Source organism: Pseudomonas sp. GW821-FHT07E12 (genome assembly GCF_058986605.1).
Genome location: NZ_JBYSVX010000058.1, coordinates 1 through 15,710, shown reverse-complemented (window position 1 = coordinate 15,710; position 15,710 = coordinate 1). Strand labels below are relative to the sequence as shown.

Annotated in this window: 15 protein-coding genes; 6 read left to right on the top strand and 9 right to left on the bottom strand. The window is 67.0% G+C overall.

Features of this window, described 5'->3' with window-relative positions:
* Positions 1-109: 109 nt before the first annotated feature.
* Both AC3WJE_RS20080 and AC3WJE_RS20075 read right to left on the bottom strand, forming a co-directional pair.
* Positions 110-859, bottom strand: a complete 750-nt coding sequence (locus AC3WJE_RS20080) for a helix-turn-helix transcriptional regulator (protein WP_493732608.1) — start codon at positions 857-859, stop codon at positions 110-112.
* 61 nt (positions 860-920) lie between these two features.
* Entirely contained in the window at positions 921-2,666 is a 1,746-nt protein-coding gene (locus AC3WJE_RS20075) for a glutamine--tRNA ligase/YqeY domain fusion protein (protein ID WP_493732607.1), read from the bottom strand.
* 87 nt (positions 2,667-2,753) lie between these two features.
* Between AC3WJE_RS20075 and AC3WJE_RS20070 the strand changes: the two genes are divergently transcribed.
* Positions 2,754-2,984 (top strand): putative signal transducing protein, encoded by a 231-nt coding sequence (locus AC3WJE_RS20070; protein ID WP_493732606.1) that lies wholly within the window; start codon positions 2,754-2,756, stop codon positions 2,982-2,984.
* A gap of 99 nt (positions 2,985-3,083) precedes the next feature.
* Here AC3WJE_RS20070 and AC3WJE_RS20065 read toward each other — a convergent pair whose 3' ends face one another.
* From AC3WJE_RS20065 to AC3WJE_RS20055, 3 genes are read right to left on the bottom strand one after another with little or no spacing between them, the layout of a single operon-like run.
* Positions 3,084-3,542: a response regulator gene (locus AC3WJE_RS20065; protein WP_493732605.1), complete on the bottom strand. Its 459-nt coding sequence runs from the start codon at positions 3,540-3,542 to the stop codon at positions 3,084-3,086.
* On the bottom strand, positions 3,539-5,449 hold the full coding sequence (locus tag AC3WJE_RS20060; protein ID WP_493732604.1) for an ATP-binding protein: 1,911 nt from the start codon (positions 5,447-5,449) through the stop codon (positions 3,539-3,541). Before AC3WJE_RS20060 ends, AC3WJE_RS20065 begins: the two co-directional genes overlap by 4 nt.
* Positions 5,446-6,144, bottom strand: coding sequence for a helix-turn-helix transcriptional regulator (locus AC3WJE_RS20055; RefSeq protein ID WP_493732603.1), 699 nt, complete (start codon positions 6,142-6,144; stop codon positions 5,446-5,448). The genes AC3WJE_RS20060 and AC3WJE_RS20055 overlap by 4 nt, the downstream gene beginning before the upstream one ends.
* A 123-nt stretch (positions 6,145-6,267) precedes the next feature.
* On the opposite strand from AC3WJE_RS20055, the gene AC3WJE_RS20050 reads away from it, so the two are divergent.
* A complete protein-coding gene (locus AC3WJE_RS20050) occupies positions 6,268-6,771 on the top strand; it encodes an SgcJ/EcaC family oxidoreductase (protein WP_493732602.1) in 504 nt (167 codons plus the stop codon).
* Between the two features lie 80 nt (positions 6,772-6,851).
* Positions 6,852-7,526: a peptide-methionine (S)-S-oxide reductase MsrA gene (gene msrA / locus AC3WJE_RS20045; protein WP_493732601.1), complete on the top strand. Its 675-nt coding sequence runs from the start codon at positions 6,852-6,854 to the stop codon at positions 7,524-7,526.
* Between the two features lie 336 nt (positions 7,527-7,862).
* Here msrA and AC3WJE_RS20040 read toward each other — a convergent pair whose 3' ends face one another.
* The 4 genes from AC3WJE_RS20040 to ahpC form a co-directional block, all read right to left on the bottom strand.
* Positions 7,863-8,831, bottom strand: a complete 969-nt coding sequence (locus AC3WJE_RS20040) for a transaldolase (protein ID WP_493732600.1) — start codon at positions 8,829-8,831, stop codon at positions 7,863-7,865.
* A gap of 287 nt (positions 8,832-9,118) precedes the next feature.
* A complete protein-coding gene (gene oxyR, locus AC3WJE_RS20035; RefSeq protein WP_493732599.1) occupies positions 9,119-10,066 on the bottom strand; it encodes a DNA-binding transcriptional regulator OxyR in 948 nt (315 codons plus the stop codon).
* Positions 10,067-10,323: 257 nt separating this feature from the next.
* Complete coding sequence (ahpF, locus tag AC3WJE_RS20030) at positions 10,324-11,916, bottom strand: alkyl hydroperoxide reductase subunit F (RefSeq protein WP_493732598.1); 1,593 nt, start codon at positions 11,914-11,916, stop codon at positions 10,324-10,326.
* Positions 11,917-12,073: 157 nt separating this feature from the next.
* Positions 12,074-12,634 carry an alkyl hydroperoxide reductase subunit C gene (gene ahpC, locus AC3WJE_RS20025; RefSeq protein WP_493732597.1) on the bottom strand — a complete coding sequence of 187 codons (561 nt, stop codon included), beginning with the start codon at positions 12,632-12,634 and terminating at the stop codon, positions 12,074-12,076.
* A gap of 221 nt (positions 12,635-12,855) precedes the next feature.
* Here ahpC and prmC point away from each other — a divergent pair, with 221 nt between their 5' ends.
* The 3 genes from prmC to AC3WJE_RS20010 all read left to right on the top strand — a co-directional run bounded on the left by prmC (position 12,856) and on the right by AC3WJE_RS20010 (position 15,617).
* Entirely contained in the window at positions 12,856-13,689 is an 834-nt protein-coding gene (gene prmC, locus AC3WJE_RS20020; protein WP_493732596.1) for a peptide chain release factor N(5)-glutamine methyltransferase, read from the top strand.
* A gap of 162 nt (positions 13,690-13,851) precedes the next feature.
* Positions 13,852-14,793 carry a prolyl aminopeptidase gene (pip, locus tag AC3WJE_RS20015; RefSeq protein WP_493732595.1) on the top strand — a complete coding sequence of 314 codons (942 nt, stop codon included), beginning with the start codon at positions 13,852-13,854 and terminating at the stop codon, positions 14,791-14,793.
* Between the two features lie 137 nt (positions 14,794-14,930).
* Positions 14,931-15,617, top strand: a complete 687-nt coding sequence (locus AC3WJE_RS20010; RefSeq protein ID WP_493732594.1) for a hypothetical protein — start codon at positions 14,931-14,933, stop codon at positions 15,615-15,617.
* Positions 15,618-15,710: the final 93 nt, after the last annotated feature.

The following is a 15,710-nucleotide window of genomic DNA, read 5'->3' as shown; positions in this document are numbered from 1 at the left end:
CGGGCCATTAGTCCCGACGAGTTACCGGTACTGCCCGTCGGGACTGATGGCCCGAGGCCACCCAGAGTCCCTCCCACAAGACCACCATCCAACACGAACAGAGCCTCTGTTAATGGTCTTGAGATCCACTCACAAGACGGTGCGCCTGTCGATACGCCGCCGGGGTGTACCCGGTCGCGCGCCGCAATGCGCGGGTCAGCGCGGTCTGGTCGGACCAGCCGTTTTCCAGTGCCAGTTGCGCGATCGGTATCTCGCTGCCGGCCAGTTGCGCGCAGGCGCGCCGCAGCCGCAGCGCCGAGAGCCATTGCTGTGGGCTTTGATCGAACTCGCTGCGGAACAACGCATGCAGACGGCTCACGCTGACTCCGGCGTGATGCGCCATGCGCTCGACCGGCCACGCTTCACCGGGTGCAGCGGCCAGCGCATCGCACAGCGTCTGCAAGCGCTGCAGCGGCGCCGGATCGCAGCCGAACGCGTGCAGCAACTGCGGCAGACAGTGCTGCGTCAGTACTAGCGGCACGTCGTCGTGATCGTGGCATTGCTGATCGACAAAGCCGGCCAGTGCGTGCAGGCGCGGCGTCATCGCCACGAACGGACGCTGCCGTAGTTGCTGCACGCGCGCCTCGCCGAGTGCGGCGATATCGCAGTCGATGACCAGGAAACGGTTGTCGCCCGCCGCGCTCTGGTCGTGATCGGTGCCCGGAGCGACGAGGACCGCGCGTGCGGCATCGACCCGGCCACCGCGTCCGCCAACTTCGATCTCAAGCGTGCCGCGCACCGGCAGCACCAGTTGCACGTGCGCGTGCCGGTGGACATGACCATCGCGGCCGTAGCGCCGCAGTTGCAGGCTGCCGCTCATCGCGGCGTCCGCCGCGCATGACCGTGCCCGGCGGAACCGGTCGGCCATGCGCGCGGATGCATCACTTCGCCCAGGTATCGCGCAGCGTCACGCTGCGGTTGAACACCGGCTTGGCGGCGCTGTGATCGCGACGATCGGCGACGAAGTAGCCCATCCGCTCGAACTGGAACGACTGCTCCGGCTGCGCCTGCGCCGCGGCCGGCTCGACATAGCCGGTGACGGTGCGCTTGGATTCCGGATTCAGATGATCGCGATAGGTCTTGCCCTCGGACTCGTCGTCGGGCTTTTCCACCGAGAACAGGCGGTCGTACAGCCGCACCTCGGCCTCGACCGCATGCGTGGCGCTGACCCAGTGGATGGTGCCCTTGACCTTGCGGTTGGCGCCTTCCATGCCCGGACGCGATTCCGGATCCAGCCAGCCACGCAGCTCGATGATCTCGCCGGCCTCGTTCTTGACTACGTCGTCCACGCGCACGATGCCGGCGCCGCGCAGGCGTACTTCGCCGCCCGGTACCAGCCGCTTCCACCCCTTCGGCGGGACTTCGGCGAAATCCTCGCGTTCGATCCACAGCTCGCGCGAGAACGGCACGCTGCGCTCGCCCTGGGTTTCGTCCTTCGGGTGGTTGGAGAAGGTCAGGGTTTCCTCATGGCCTTCCGGCAGATTGGCCAGCACCAGCTTGAGCGGATCGATCACCGCCAGCCGGCGCTGCGCATGCGCGTCCAGGTCTTCGCGCAGGCAACCTTCCAGCACCGAGAAATCGATCACCGAGTTCTGCTTGGAGATGCCGATGCGATCGACGAACAGGCGCATCGCGGCCGGCGTGTAACCGCGCCGACGCATGCCCTGCAGCGTGTACATGCGCGGATCGTCCCAGCCTTCGACCAGTCCTTCCTCGACCAGCGCGGTGAGCTTGCGCTTGCTCATCACCGTGTAGTTGATGTTGAGGCGCGAGAACTCGATCTGGCGCGGTCTGGCGGCTTCGTTCGGCAGGCCCTTGGCGACCAGCGGTGCCAGCAGCGCAGGATTCCCGGTCAGATCGACGTGCTCCACGCACCAGTCGTACAACGGGCGGTGGTCCTCGAACTCCAGCGTGCACAGCGAGTGGGTGATGCCCTCGATCGCGTCCGACAGCGAGTGTGCGAAGTCGTACATCGGGTAGATCGGCCAGTCGTTGCCGGTGTTCTGGTGCTCGACGTGCTTGATCCGGTACAGCGCCGGATCGCGCAGGTTGATGTTGCCGCTGGCCATGTCGATCCTGGCGCGCAGCGTGCGTGCGCCGTCCGGGAACTCACCGGCGCGCATGCGTCGCAGCAGGTCCAGGTTTTCCTCGACGCTGCGCTCGCGATACGGCGAGTTGCGGCCCGGCTCGGTCAGCGTGCCGCGGTATTCGCGCACCTGCTCGGCGGACAGATCGCAGACGAACGCCTTGCCGTCCTGCACCAGCTTCTCGGCCGCCAGGTACAGCACCTCGAAATAGTCCGACGCGTGGCGCAGCGTGGCCCACTCGAAACCCAGCCAGCGCACGTCATCCTTGATCGCGACGACGAACTCGGGGTCTTCCTTGGCCGGATTGGTGTCGTCCAGGCGCAGGTTGCAGGCGCCGGTGAACTCGGTGGCGACGCCGAAGTTCAGGCAGATCGCCTTGGCATGGCCGATGTGCAGGTAACCGTTCGGCTCGGGCGGGAAGCGGGTCTTGATCGCGGCATGTTTGCCGCTGGCCAGGTCCTCGCGGACGATCTGGCGGATGAAGTCCTTCTTTTCGGGAAGGGCGTCGACGGCGGGTGTGGGGTTGGGCGTGCTGGACATGCCAAGGCTGAATGCAGAAAGACGCGCAGTTTATCGCGCCCGGACCACCGGCGTATTCTGCCCGGCAGGCCCCGAGGAGCTTTGCCCATGCAGGTCGCCTACCGTGCCGACAACCTGTTCGACGCCCATCTGGCCAAGCACGCCTTGGAGGACGCCGGGATCATGGCCTTCGTATTCGGCGAATCCCTGCTCGGCGCCGGTGGCGATCTGCCACTGTTCGGCGTGCTGCGGGTATGCGTGCCCGACGAGTCGCTGGAGAAGGCGCAGGAGGTGCTGATGGTGCTGGACCTGGGCGGGCAGGTGACGCGCGCGCTGTAGGTTTGCTCTTTCGTAGGAGCGGCTTCAGCCGCGATGGGGCGTTTCTCGGTAAAGGCCCCATCGCGGCTGAAGCCGCTCCTACAACAGCGCGGGTCTCACTCACCCCGGATGCCCCGGCGGCGGCGCCTCGCTCGCCGCCAGCGCGCGCAGCCGCTTGAACAGCACCGCGGTCTCGGCCACGTTCCAGACCCGCAGCGCCACTTCGAACGTGTCCAGCGGCTTGGTCAGGAAATCCTTGGCGCCCAGGCCGAGCGCGCGATGGCGTGCGCTGCGGCTGGGGTCGGCGGTCAGCACGATCACCGGCAGGAAGCGTCCCGCATCGGTGCGCCGCGCCAGTTGCTCCAGCAGCGCGTAGCCATCCGGCGCGGGCATCATCAGATCGAGCAGGATCAGGTCGGGCTCGAACGCGGCCACCAGGCCCATCATCCGACCCGGGTCGGTGGTGGCGATCACCTGCTGGAAGCCCTCGCGCAGCAGCAGGTCTTCCAGCAGCCGCACGTTGGCGGCTTCGTCGTCGACCACCAGGATGCGTGCGGCGAGTACGTCATCGCGGTTCATGCCAGCACCTCGTCCAGCACGCGATAGAACGCCGTCACGTCCAGCGGCTTGGTCAGGTAGGCACGCACGCCGAGTGCGCGTACCCGCTCCAGCGTGGCCGGGATCGCATCGGCGCTGATCGCCACTACCGGCGGTACCTCATTCGACGGCCGGGCATGCAGCCGGCGCAGCAGATCCTCGCCATTGCCGTCGCTCAGATGCAGGTCGAGCAGGATCAGGTCCGGACGCGCCGTCCGTAATGCCGCCTCGGCCTCGGCCAGGCTGGAGGCCTCGGTCAGCTGCCAGTGCGGGCGTCGCTCGCAGAGCGTGCGGATCAAGGCCTGGTTGGAGGCGTTGTCCTCGACGCTGAGGATGCGGCGGGTGGTCTCGGCCGGCACCGATGTGGGGAGCGGGGTGTCGAGGAGGGCTGGAGGAGAGGTCGATGCGCGTGGCAGGGCGATCCAGAAGCAGGCGCCCGCTTGGCCGCTGTCCACGCCGATGTTGCCGCCCATCGCCTCGATCAGGCGTTTGCTCAAGGCCAGGCCCAGACCGGTGCCTTCCACCGTCGAGCGTTCGGCGCCCAGTCGCTCGAACGGGGTGAACAGGCGTTGCACCTGTGCTTCCGACAGTCCGGGGCCCTGATCGGCGACCCGGATGCGGATGTGGTCGCCTTCGACGCGTGCCCCGATCTCGACCCGGCCCTGCGCGCGATTGAACTTCACCGCATTGGACAGCAGGTTCAGCAGGACCTGACGCAGTCGCTGCGGATCGGCGTGCACGCTCCAGTCCGGCGACACGGCGGGCGCATCCAGCACGATGCCGCGCGCGGCAGCATCCGGTGCGACCAGACCCAATGCCTCGCTGATGGCGGCGCCAACCGGGACCGCCTCCTGGCTCAGGTCGAGCTTGCCGACTTCGATGCGGGCGATATCCAGCAATTCGGTGATCAGCCCCAGCAGGTGCCGGCCGGCGCCGAGGATGTGCTGCAGGTAAGCACGCTGGCCGGGTGCGCTCAGGTCCATTTCCAGCACCTGGGCGTAGCCGAGGATTGCGTTGAGCGGCGTGCGCAGTTCGTGGCTGGAGCGCGACAGGAACTCGGTCTTGGCGCGATTGGCGGTTTCGGCCTCGCGATGCGCGGACTGGGTCTCGGCGGCACGTGCGGCCAGCAGCTCGCTGGCCTGCACCAGACGCTGCTCGACCTGGCCCAGTTCATCGCCGGCATGCGGCTGCGGCAGCAATGGCAGGCCTTCACCGAGGCGATCAGCATTGGCGGCCAACCCGCGCAGTCGCTGCGACAACGAAGAGGCGAACCAGGCCACCGCGAACACTGCACCCAGGCCGCCGAGCATCGCCGCGCACAGGGTGACGATCAGGTTGCGCTGGCGCAGCGCCTGCGCTTTGGCGGTGCGCACCTGCAGTTGCGCGGTCTCGTAATTGCTCAGTTCGCGCAGCTCGGCGCGCAGGATGTCCAGCTTGCGTTTGCCGTCCCACAACTGGTCGATCTCTTCGTCGCGACTCAGCTCCGGTGCCAGCAGCCGGCGCCAGCCCTGCATCTTCTCGGCGAACAGCGGCTTGATCCGGGCGAAGCGCTGCGCCTGCACCGGATCGGTGATGCGCAGTGACAGCCGTTCCACCACTTCGCGCAGGCGCGGCTCGGCATCGCGGTACGGGGTCAGGAACGCTTCGTCGCGCACCAGCCGGTAACCGCGTACGCCGGCGGCGGTTTCGGCCAGCAGCGCGTGCGCTTCGTACAGGTCATTGAGCACTTCCAGGGTGCGGCGCACGTCGTTCTCGGCGGCGATGTTGCGCCGCTCCACGCCGTAGATCACCAGCAATGCGGCGGCCAGCAGCAGCAGCGGCAGTGCGACCACGGCCAGGCTCTTGCGGGTGATCGGCCAGTTGTTCCAGCGTCGGGCGAGTGCGTTCATGCCGCCACCCCGGCCTGTACCGCATAGACCGCGGCCTGGGTGCGATCGCTGACCTGCAGCTTGTGCAGGATGCGCTCGACATGAATCTTGGCGGTGCCCGGCGAGATCCCCAGTTCCGCCGCCAGCGCGGCGTTGGTCAGACCGCGTGGCAGCAGCGACAGCACCTGTTTCTCGCGCGCACTGAGTGCGTCCAGGCGATCCAGCGAAACCGCACGCCGGCGCCGCGGTGCGCGCACGGGTTCGGCCACGATCGCGGGCAGCAGCGCACTGAAGGCCGAGAGCGCAGCAAGGTCTTCGGGCGAGGGCGACGTGCCACGCCAGGCGACGAACAGACCACCCGACGCCTGACCCAATACGGCGATCGGCACCCCGATGCTGCGGGTGTCTTCCGTATGCGGTGGCAACAGCCAGGCCGGCGCCCGGCCCTCGTGCAACGGCAGGCTGGCGCCCGGCGGCAATGCGCGGCCATGGCTGGCCATGACCAGCGCGCGTGCGCCGCGCCGTACCACCACCGCGCCGTCGTCCAGACCGAGCAGGTGCAGCGCCGGCATCAGCACCGCCGCGCAGGCCTGCTCGGGGGTGATGGCAGCGGTCAGCGCGGCGACCGCATCGGCCACGGCCTGCCAGCGCGCGCTCTCGGCCGCTTCGCGGCGCAGTTGCTGGCGCCAATCGCCAGCGTTGCCAGGGGTTTCCATGGGTACATTTTATATGCTGACAGGCATATTTGAAGATATGCCGTCCGACAGATGGTTGGCGACCTCCGATCGCCAAGACTGGCGCTGCCAACCGGCAATCCCTCACCTGATTCGGAGATTCCCATGCGTCGCTTGCTTCTTTCCCTGTCCCTGGTCCTGGCGACGTCCCCGGCGCTGGCCGGCGGTGCGCAGCGCTATGACAGCGCGGTATCGCTGCCGGCTGGCGGCGAGGAGCGCGAGGTCGCGCTGCTGTTCGATCGCTGGAACGCGGCCCTGGCCTCCGGCGATCCGCACAAGGTCGCCGACCTGTACGCGCCGGACGGCGTGCTGCTGCCGACCGTGTCCAACCAGGTGCGCGCCAACCGTGCCGACATCGAGAACTACTTCGAGCACTTCCTCGCCAGCAAGCCGCGCGGTGTCATCAACTACCGCACGGTTCGCCTGCTCGACGAAGACAGCGCGGTGGATGCGGGCGTGTACACCTTCACCCTGACCGACAAGAACGGCCGCACCCGCGAGGTGCAGGCGCGCTACACCTTCGTGTACGAGAAGCGTGACGGTCAGTGGCTGATCATCAACCACCACAGCTCGGCGATGCCGGAAACCGTGGCTGCAGCGGCGCATTGAGTGCGGTGAAGGACGGCCCGGCTTGAAAGCCGGGCCGTCGGTACCATCCAGAAGGCATTCCTTCTATCCGGAGCCTCGCCATGTTGGGAACTCGCATCTTCAAGCAGCGCCTGCCGGGCGCGGACGAGGCCCTGCCGGGGCGTGCCGCGCCGTTGCCGCTGCACAACGTGCATTTCGTCAACGGTCATCCGCTGAAGGACGAGGCCGGATCGGCCTCCGCTCCCGGTTTTGCCGGCCTGGAAGTGCTGGACGTGGGCATGGGCTGCTTCTGGGGCGCCGAACGCAAGTTCTGGCAGTTGCCGGGCGTGTTCACGACCGCAGTCGGCTATCAGGGCGGGCTGACGCCCAATCCCACCTACGAGGAAACCTGTTCCGGCCTGACCGGGCACACCGAAGTGGTGCGGGTGGTGTTCGACCCGGCGCTGGTCTCGCGCGACGCCGTGCTGCGCACGTTCTGGGAGAACCACGACCCGACCCAGGGCATGCGCCAGGGCAACGACACCGGTACGCAGTACCGCTCGGCGATCTACTGCCACGATGAAGCGCAGTTCCAGACCGTGATCGCCAGCCGTGATGCCTATCAGCAGCGCTTGCGCGAGGCTGGCTACGATGAGATCACCACCGAGATCGTCCATCCCGCGCCGCCGTTCTACTACGCCGAGGATTATCACCAGCAGTATCTGGCGAAGAATCCGGGTGGTTATTGCGGGATCGGCGGGACGGGGGTGAGTTGTGCGATCGGGTTGGAGGCTTGAGCGCCACGCAAGTCGCTGGGTCCCCGCCTGTGCGGGGACGACGGTAGAGAAATTGCCTGACTGGTGGAGTTGATCTGCTCCGGAAACTCTCAGCTGTCATCCCCGCGAACGCGGGGATCCATGGACTTTCGATCAGATCGCAGTAACGTCATCACGCTCCCGACAGCCACGTCCATGGGCTCCCGCGTGCGCGGGAGCGACGACGGAAATGTTGTGTTGGCGGCGGAGTTGGCTTGCTCCGGATACTTTCAACCGTCGTCCCCGCGTAGAGCCTGCCCCCGCGAAGGCGGGAGCAGAGCCCCAGCGACTTGCGTCAGCCGACCGCGGACGCCCAACTCACCCCACCAGCTTCCCGCGAATCGTCGCGCGCAGCGCCTGCAGATCCTTGGCGAAGGTGTCGATGCCGCCCGCCAGCTTTTCGGTGGCCATCGGGTCGGCCGCCAGATCGGTGGCGAATTGTGCGGCGTCGATCGGCGTCACCGCCGCACCGTCGGCCGGTTGCGGGGACAGCTTGCGCGGCAGTTCGCCGTGGTCGGCGTCTAGTTTCTCCAGCAGGTCCGGCGAGATGGTCAGGCGGTCGCAGCCGGCCAGCGCTTCGATCTGCGCGGTCGAGCGGAACGAAGCGCCCATCACCACGGTCCTGGAGCCGCGCTTCTTGAACTCGTCATAGACGCCGCGCACGAACACCACGCCCGGGTCGGCGTCGATGTTGGCCGGGGTCTGGCCGTTGGCGACGTACCAGTCAAGGATGCGGCCGACGAACGGCGAGATCAGGAATACCCCGGCTTCCGAGCAGGCCAGCGCCTGGGTGCGGTTGAAGATCAGGGTCAGATTGCAGTCGATGCCTTCGGCCTGCAGCTGGCGCGCGGCTTCGACGCCTTCCCAGGTCGCGGCGACCTTGATCAGGATCTTGTTCTTGGACACGCCGCGCTCGGCGTACATCGCGATGAACTTGCGCGCCTTGGTGATGGTGGCGGCGGTGTCATGGGCCAGGTCGGCATCGACCTCGGTGGAGACGCGGCCTGGCACCAGCTCGGCCAGCATCGTGCCGACACCGACGGTCAGGCGGTCGGCAACTTCATGGACGATGGCGTCGGTATCGCCGGTCTGCTGCTTGCCCCAGGCCAGCTCGCGCTCGATCAGTGAGGCGTACACCGGCAGGTCCAGCGCCTTTTTCACCAGCGTCGGGTTGGTGGTGCAGTCGACCGGCTTGAGGCGCTTGATGGCGTCGTAATCGCCGGTATCGGCCACGACCACCGAAAGTTCGCGCAGCTGGGCCAGCTTGGAGGGGTCTGAAACGGTCATTTCGGTCTCTCGGTTCGGTGAGGCTATGCAGGGCGCTACGTTAGCGTGCCCGGCAAGCAAATGGCGAGGTGCCAGTCGGGCGGGCCGGCTGTGTGGGAGGGACTCTGGGTGGCCTCGGGCCATCAGTCCCGACGCTTTGCCGGGGACCTGATCGGCAGCGAGTTTCAGGCCACTCCGACATCGTCGTCCCCGCGCCGGCTCCCCGGCAAAGCGTCGGGACTGATGGCCCGAGGCCACCCAGAGTCCCTCCCACAAGGTCGCTGTCGGAGGATCGCTATCGGATGCGTTCAGGCCGCCTCGATGCTGCGCGGCGTGCCGCGGGCCGGCAGGTCCATGGTCAGCAGCCCGTCCGGCAGGTGCTTGAACAGCTCGGCCAGGCTTTCCAGGAACGCCGACATCGCCGAACTGCGCCGCCACACCATCGCGATGCGCCGGCTCGGCTGCTTGTCGGCGCGGAAGCCGAGCAGGTGGATGCTGTCCGAACGCGCCACCGGCGGTTTGACTGCCAGCATCGGCAGCAGGGTGATGCCGACGTTGGCGGCGACCATCTGCCGCAGCGTTTCTAGGCTGGTGGCCTGGAACTCGGACTTCTCCAAGGCGCCAGCCAGATGGCACACATCCAGCGCCTGCTCACGCAGGCAGTGCCCGTCTTCCAGCAGCAGCAGACGTTGCTCGGACAGCTCGGCGAGCGTCAGCCCGTTCTTCTGTGCGAGCGGGTGGCCTTCAGGCACCGCCAGCACGAACGGTTCTTCGAACAGGAATTCGGTGTGCAACTGGTCGTCATGCAGCGGCAGTGCCAGCAGCGTCGCGTCGAGCTTGCCTTCGCGCAGTTGGCGCAGCAGTTGGTCGCTCTTTTCCTCGATCAGCAGCAGCTCCAGCTGCGGGAAGCGCTGGCGGATGCGCGGCACCATGTGTGGCAACAGGTACGGGCCGAGGGTCGGGAAGATGCCGAGCCGCACGGTGCCGGCTTCCGGGTCCTGGCTGCGTCGCGCCGCCTCTTTCATCTGCTCGACCTCGGCGACGATGCCGCGCGCGCGGCTGGCCGCCTCGCGTCCGGCCGGGGTCAGCATCACCTTGCGCGGCGCGCGCTCGACCAGCGGGACGCCCAGCTCGTCTTCGAGCTTCCTGATCTGGGTGGACAGGGTCGGCTGGCTGACGAAGCAGGCCGCCGCAGCGCGACCAAAATGCTTGTGGTCGGCCAGGGCCACCAGGTACTTCAGGTCGCGCAGGTTCATGAGCTATGGGCCTCGCGGAGCTTGGGGTGCGGTGGCGACAGGTGTCCGGGGCAGCTTACGCCGGTCGTGTCAGAGGTTCGTAATGCGGTGTGAGCGGCTGTCGAACGTTAACGGGGGCTGGTCGGAGCTCAGGAAATTCACCGTCGTCCCCGCGCAGGCCGGAAGTGCTTTCAGTGCCTTGTGCAGCCAAGGTCCAAGTCGCTGGGTCCCCGCCTGCGCGGGGACGACGGTAGTGACGTTCCCTGTCGAATCCGCCACTAGGCCGCTTCGGCCACCGCACCGCTGGTCTTCGGCGCGCTGCTGCGGATCAGGTGGTCGAACGCGCTCAGTGCAGCGGTGGCGCCGGCGCCCATCGCGATCACGATCTGCTTGTACGGCACCGTGGTGGCATCGCCCGCGGCGAACACGCCCGGCACACTGGTCTGGCCGCGATCGTCGATGACGATTTCGCCGCGCGCGGACAGCTCTACCGTGCCCTTCAGCCATTCGCTGTTGGGCAGCAGGCCGATCTGCACGAACACGCCTTCCAGCTCGATGCGGTGGCTGTCGCCGCCGCTGCGGTCCTTGTAGACCAGACCAGTGACCTTGCTGCCGTCGCCGAGCACCTCGGTGGTCTGCGCGCTGGTGATCACCTTCACGTTCGGCAGGCTGCGCAGCTTGCGTTGCAGCACCTCGTCGGCACGCAGGCTGCTGTCGAACTCGATCAGGGTGACGTGGGAGACGATTCCGGCCAGGTCGATCGCCGCTTCCACGCCGGAGTTGCCGCCGCCGATCACCGACACGCGCTTGCCCTTGAACAACGGGCCATCGCAGTGCGGGCAGTAGGCCACGCCCTTGTTGCGGTACTCGTTCTCGCCCGGCACGTTCATCTGCCGCCAGCGCGCGCCGGTGGAAAGCACCACGGTCCTGGACTTCAGCGAGGCGCCGTTTTCCAGTTTGATCTCGATCAAGCCATCGTCACCGGCCGGCACCAGCTTCTCGGCGCGCAGCAGATTCATGATGTCGACCTCGTAGGCGCGCACGTGCTGCTCCAGCGCGGCGGCCAGCTTCGGGCCCTCGGTTTCCTGCACCGAGATGAAGTTCTCGATCGCCATCGTGTCCAGCACCTGCCCGCCAAAGCGCTCGGCGGCGATGCCGGTGCGGATGCCCTTGCGTGCGGCATAGATCGCCGCGGCCGCGCCGGCCGGGCCACCGCCGACCACCAGCACGTCGAACGGGGCCTTTTGCGCGATCGCCTTGGCATTGCGATCGGCCGCGCCGGTGTCGAGCTTGGCGACGACCTGTTCCAGCGTCATCCGGCCCTGGTCGAACAGCTTGCCGTTGAGGTAGACGGTCGGCACCGACATGATCTCGCGCGCCTCGACTTCCTGCGGGAACAGGCCGCCGTCGATCGCGTCGTGCTTGATGCGGGGATTCAGCACCGCAGCCAGATTCAGCGCCTGCACCACATCCGGGCAGTTCTGGCACGACAGCGAGAAGTAGGTTTCGAAGTGGTAGTCGCCGTCCAGGTTGCGCACCTGCTCAAGCAGCTCCGGTGCTGCCTTGGACGGATGCCCGCCGACCTGCAGCAGCGCCAGCACCAGCGAGGTGAACTCGTGGCCCATCGGCAGCCCGGCGAAGCGCAGCTTGATGTCATGACCGGGCGAGGTCAGGCCGAACGACGGCTTGCGCTCGGCATCGTCGCGCCAGACGTTCAAGGTGATCTTGTCCGACAGCGTGGCCAGTTGATTGAGCAGCTCCAGCATTTCCTGCGACTTGGCACTGTCGTCGGCGGAAGCATCGATCTGGATCGGGCGGGTGACCTTTTCCAGGTACGCCTTGAGCTGGGTGGTGAGGTTGGCATCCAACATGGGGGAACTCCTGGGGGCGGCAGGCAAAGGGGGATCGTGACGTCGCTGCCGGGGCAGGTCGCCGAGTGGGGAAGGGGGTGAACCGCAGACGGCGCGTCGGCACCGGCTCCGGTTCACCCCCGATCCTGCGGATGCAGGACCGGGAGTGCGGGACGGCTTAGATCTTGCCGACCAGGTCCAGCGACGGCGCCAGGGTCTTTTCGCCTTCCTTCCACTTGGCCGGGCAGACCTCGCCCGGATGGGCGGCCACGTACTGGGCGGCCTTGACCTTGCGCAGCAGTTCCTTGGCGTCACGGCCAATGCCCTCGGCGGTGATTTCCACCGACTGGATCACGCCGGCCGGATCGACGATGAAGGTGCCGCGATCGGCCAGGCCCGCCGGGCGCAGCACGTCGAAGTTCTTCGAGATCTGGTGGGTCGGGTCGCCGATCATCGGGTACTTGATCTTGCCGATCGCCGCCGAGGTGTCGTGCCACGCCTTGTGCGAGAAGTGGGTGTCGGTGGAGACCGAGTACACCTCGACGCCCAGCTTCTGGAATTCGTCGTAGTTCTCGGCCAGGTCTTCCAGCTCGGTCGGGCAGACGAAGGTGAAGTCGGCCGGGTAGAACACCACCACGGACCACTTGCCCTTCAGATTGGCGTCGGAAACCTTGATGAATTCGCCGTTCTGGTAGGCATCGGCTTCGAACGGCAGGATTTCGGTGTTGATAACGGACATTGAGTTTCCTCTTGTTGGCAAAGGGGTCGAGGGGGGAGGGCGGGGGATGGAACGAGCGCCATGGTAGGCAGGGGCGATAGATACCGCAAATCGATTGATGGAATTAAATAGATAGTCTTTGCCTATCGCTATCCGAGCCTGACTCTTTGGTGCGATGCATCAGCTCCGCCACCGATAATGTCGGCCCGATATGTCGCGAGGGTGAAGCCCTGACCACCGCCATGCCCTGCTTGCCCGCCGATGCCCTGCTGCGCGCCGCCGCCGCGCGGATCGGTCGCACCGATGCCGAACCGTTGTTGCTGCACGCGCTGGGCCGCGATCGCGCGTGGCTGTTCACGCATGGGCGCGATCCGGTCGATCCGGCCGTGGCGGACGCGTTCGAGACGCTGGTGGCCCGGCGCGAGGCCGGCGAGCCGGTGGCCTACCTGACCGGCCGACGCGGTTTCTGGACGCTCGATCTACGGGTGAGCCCGGCCACGCTGATCCCGCGCCCGGAGACCGAGACCCTGGTCGAGCTGGCACTGGAGCGGGTGGACGCCGGGCCGGGCCGACGCATCGCCGACCTGGGCACTGGCAGCGGTGCGATTGCGCTGGCGCTGGCCAGTGAGCGTCCGCGCGCGCAGGTGATCGCGGTCGATCTGAGCGAAGCGGCGCTGGCGGTGGCGCGCGCCAATGCCGCCGATCACACGCTGGGCAACGTCGAATTCCGCCACGGCAGCTGGTTGGCGCCATTGGCGGATGAGCGCTTCGACCTGATTGCCAGCAATCCTCCCTACATCGCCGCGGACGACCCGCATCTGGCGCAAGGCGACCTGCGCCACGAGCCGGCCGAGGCGTTGGCCTCAGGCGACGACGGGCTGGATGCGATCCGCGAGATCGTCGCTGGTGCGCCGGGGCATCTGCTGGCGGGGGGCTGGTTGTTGTTCGAACACGGTTGGGATCAGGGCGAGGCGGTGGCGGCGCTATTGCGTCAGCGCGGTTTCGGCGAGGTCGCCACGTATCGCGATCTGGAGGATCGTGATCGCGTAACCCTCGGCCGTTGGTTGGCCTTGTAGGAGCGGCTTCAGCCGCGATGGGGCCTTCATGCAGGCCCTTCCGCGAAAAGCCCGCACGCTATCTGTGGGACTCAAGGAAAAGCCCCATCGCGGCTGAAGCCGCTCCTACAAGAGTCTCCAGCTCGCCCGATACAATCCGTCCTTTCCCCGCAGGATCGCCGCATGCGCACGCTCTATCCCGAGATCGAACCGTTCAACACCGGCACGCTGAAGGTCGATGACCGCCACACCCTCTACTTCGAGGAATGCGGCAATCCCGATGGCAAGCCGGTGGTGCTGCTGCACGGTGGTCCGGGTGGCGGCATCAGCGCGAAGATGCGGCGTTTCCACGATCCGGCCAAGTACCGCATCGTGCTGTTCGACCAGCGCGGCTCGGGCCGCTCCACGCCGCATGCCGATCTGGTCGACAACACCACCTGGGATCTGGTTGCCGACATCGAGAAGCTGCGCGAGCAGCTCGGCATCGCCAAGTGGCAGGTGTTTGGCGGCAGCTGGGGCTCGACCCTGGCGCTGGCCTACGCCGAAACCCATCCCGAGCGCGTCACCGAGCTGGTGCTGCGCGGCATCTTCATGCTGCGCCGCTGGGAGCTGGAATGGTTCTACCAGGAGGGCGCCAGCCGCCTGTTCCCGGATGCCTGGGAGCACTACATCCATGCGATCCCGCCGGTGGAGCGCCATGACCTGATCTCGGCTTTCCACCGCCGCCTGACCAGCGACGACGAAGCCACCCGGCTCGCCGCCGCCCGCGCCTGGAGCGTGTGGGAAGGGGCGACCAGCTTCCTGCACGTGGACCAGGATTTCATCACCGGTCACGAGGACGCGCATTTCGCATTGGCGTTCGCGCGGATCGAGAACCACTACTTCGTCAACGGCGGCTTCCTGGAAGTCGAGGACCAATTGCTGCGCGACGCGCACCGCATCGCCGACATCCCCGGCGTGATCGTGCACGGCCGCTACGACGTGGTGTGCCCGCTGCAGAATGCCTGGGACCTGCACAAGGCCTGGCCGAAGGCCGAGCTGGAGATCAGCCCGGCCTCGGGCCACTCCGCGTTCGAGCCGGAGAATGTCGACGCACTGGTACGCGCGACCGACCGCTTCGCCTGAACCCGGCGCCGGCGCGCATCCCAACCGTGGCTGTATGCGCGCCGGACAGCGGCTAGCATGTGTCGAGATTGGCAAACCCCATCGCGGCGGGTCGTCCTAGCATGCCCGCCATCTGTTTTCCCCGGAGAGTGGTCGCTATGTCCCGTCGTCGTTTCGGATTGCTGTTCGCGTTGCTGCCGCTGGCCTTCCCGCTGGCAGCCCAGCAGGTCGCTTCCGATCCGCCGCTGGAGTGGCAGGCCGACACCAAGGCCAACAAGCAGGCGCAGAAGGCAGCCGAACGGGCCGCCGATGCCGCGTTGCCGCCGGTGAAGCACGCCAAGCGCGAAAAGCAGGGTGGCGACGGCATGAACGACGACATGGGCGGGCCAGCCGGTGGCGGTGGCAGTCCCGACGGCAGCGGCGGTCCACCTGATGGTGGCGGTGGTCCCGGTGGCGGTGGCCCGCGTGCCGAAATGCGCAACTCGCCGGCCACGATGCTGCGTGATGAAATGGACTTCGCCGCGCCGTTGAAGGACACGCTGATCCTTTATCGCAGCCGTGACGCGGTGGTGTTCGGTCGCAAGAAATCCGACGACGTGGTGATCCTGCCGCTGTCCGGCGTGCCGGTGGAGTTCGCGGCGGGCGAGCAGGCCTCGGTGCACGAGGACGCGTCCGGACTGCGGGTCGAAATCGTCACCACCAACGATATCCGCGTGACCTTCCGCTACAGCACCGATACGGCTGGCATGCTGAAGGTGAAGATCCACGCCGAAGGACCGGTACCGCTTCCGGGCAGCAAGTTCGAGGTGGAGCGCAGCTACCGGCTGGATTCGGCCAAGCGCTGACGCATCAGCAGTGATTCTGTGGGAGGGACTCTGGGTGGCCTCGGGCCATTAGTCCCGACGGGCTCTATCGGTGAAGCGTCGGGACTAATGGCC

Bases quoted from the DNA above. Each gene is read 5' to 3' on its own strand.
- AC3WJE_RS20080 (WP_493732608.1), bottom strand. From the start codon at position 859: ATGAGCGGCAGCCTGCAACTGCGGCGCTACGGCCGCGATGGTCATGTC.
- AC3WJE_RS20075 (WP_493732607.1), bottom strand. From the start codon at position 2,666: ATGTCCAGCACGCCCAACCCCACACCCGCCGTCGACGCCCTTCCCGAA.
- AC3WJE_RS20070 (WP_493732606.1), top strand. From the start codon at position 2,754: ATGCAGGTCGCCTACCGTGCCGACAACCTGTTCGACGCCCATCTGGCC.
- AC3WJE_RS20065 (WP_493732605.1), bottom strand. From the start codon at position 3,542: ATGAACCGCGATGACGTACTCGCCGCACGCATCCTGGTGGTCGACGAC.
- AC3WJE_RS20060 (WP_493732604.1), bottom strand. From the start codon at position 5,449: ATGAACGCACTCGCCCGACGCTGGAACAACTGGCCGATCACCCGCAAG.
- AC3WJE_RS20055 (WP_493732603.1), bottom strand. From the start codon at position 6,144: ATGGAAACCCCTGGCAACGCTGGCGATTGGCGCCAGCAACTGCGCCGC.
- AC3WJE_RS20050 (WP_493732602.1), top strand. From the start codon at position 6,268: ATGCGTCGCTTGCTTCTTTCCCTGTCCCTGGTCCTGGCGACGTCCCCG.
- msrA (WP_493732601.1), top strand. From the start codon at position 6,852: ATGTTGGGAACTCGCATCTTCAAGCAGCGCCTGCCGGGCGCGGACGAG.
- AC3WJE_RS20040 (WP_493732600.1), bottom strand. From the start codon at position 8,831: ATGACCGTTTCAGACCCCTCCAAGCTGGCCCAGCTGCGCGAACTTTCG.
- oxyR (WP_493732599.1), bottom strand. From the start codon at position 10,066: ATGAACCTGCGCGACCTGAAGTACCTGGTGGCCCTGGCCGACCACAAG.
- ahpF (WP_493732598.1), bottom strand. From the start codon at position 11,916: ATGTTGGATGCCAACCTCACCACCCAGCTCAAGGCGTACCTGGAAAAG.
- ahpC (WP_493732597.1), bottom strand. From the start codon at position 12,634: ATGTCCGTTATCAACACCGAAATCCTGCCGTTCGAAGCCGATGCCTAC.
- prmC (WP_493732596.1), top strand. From the start codon at position 12,856: ATGCCCTGCTTGCCCGCCGATGCCCTGCTGCGCGCCGCCGCCGCGCGG.
- pip (WP_493732595.1), top strand. From the start codon at position 13,852: ATGCGCACGCTCTATCCCGAGATCGAACCGTTCAACACCGGCACGCTG.
- AC3WJE_RS20010 (WP_493732594.1), top strand. From the start codon at position 14,931: ATGTCCCGTCGTCGTTTCGGATTGCTGTTCGCGTTGCTGCCGCTGGCC.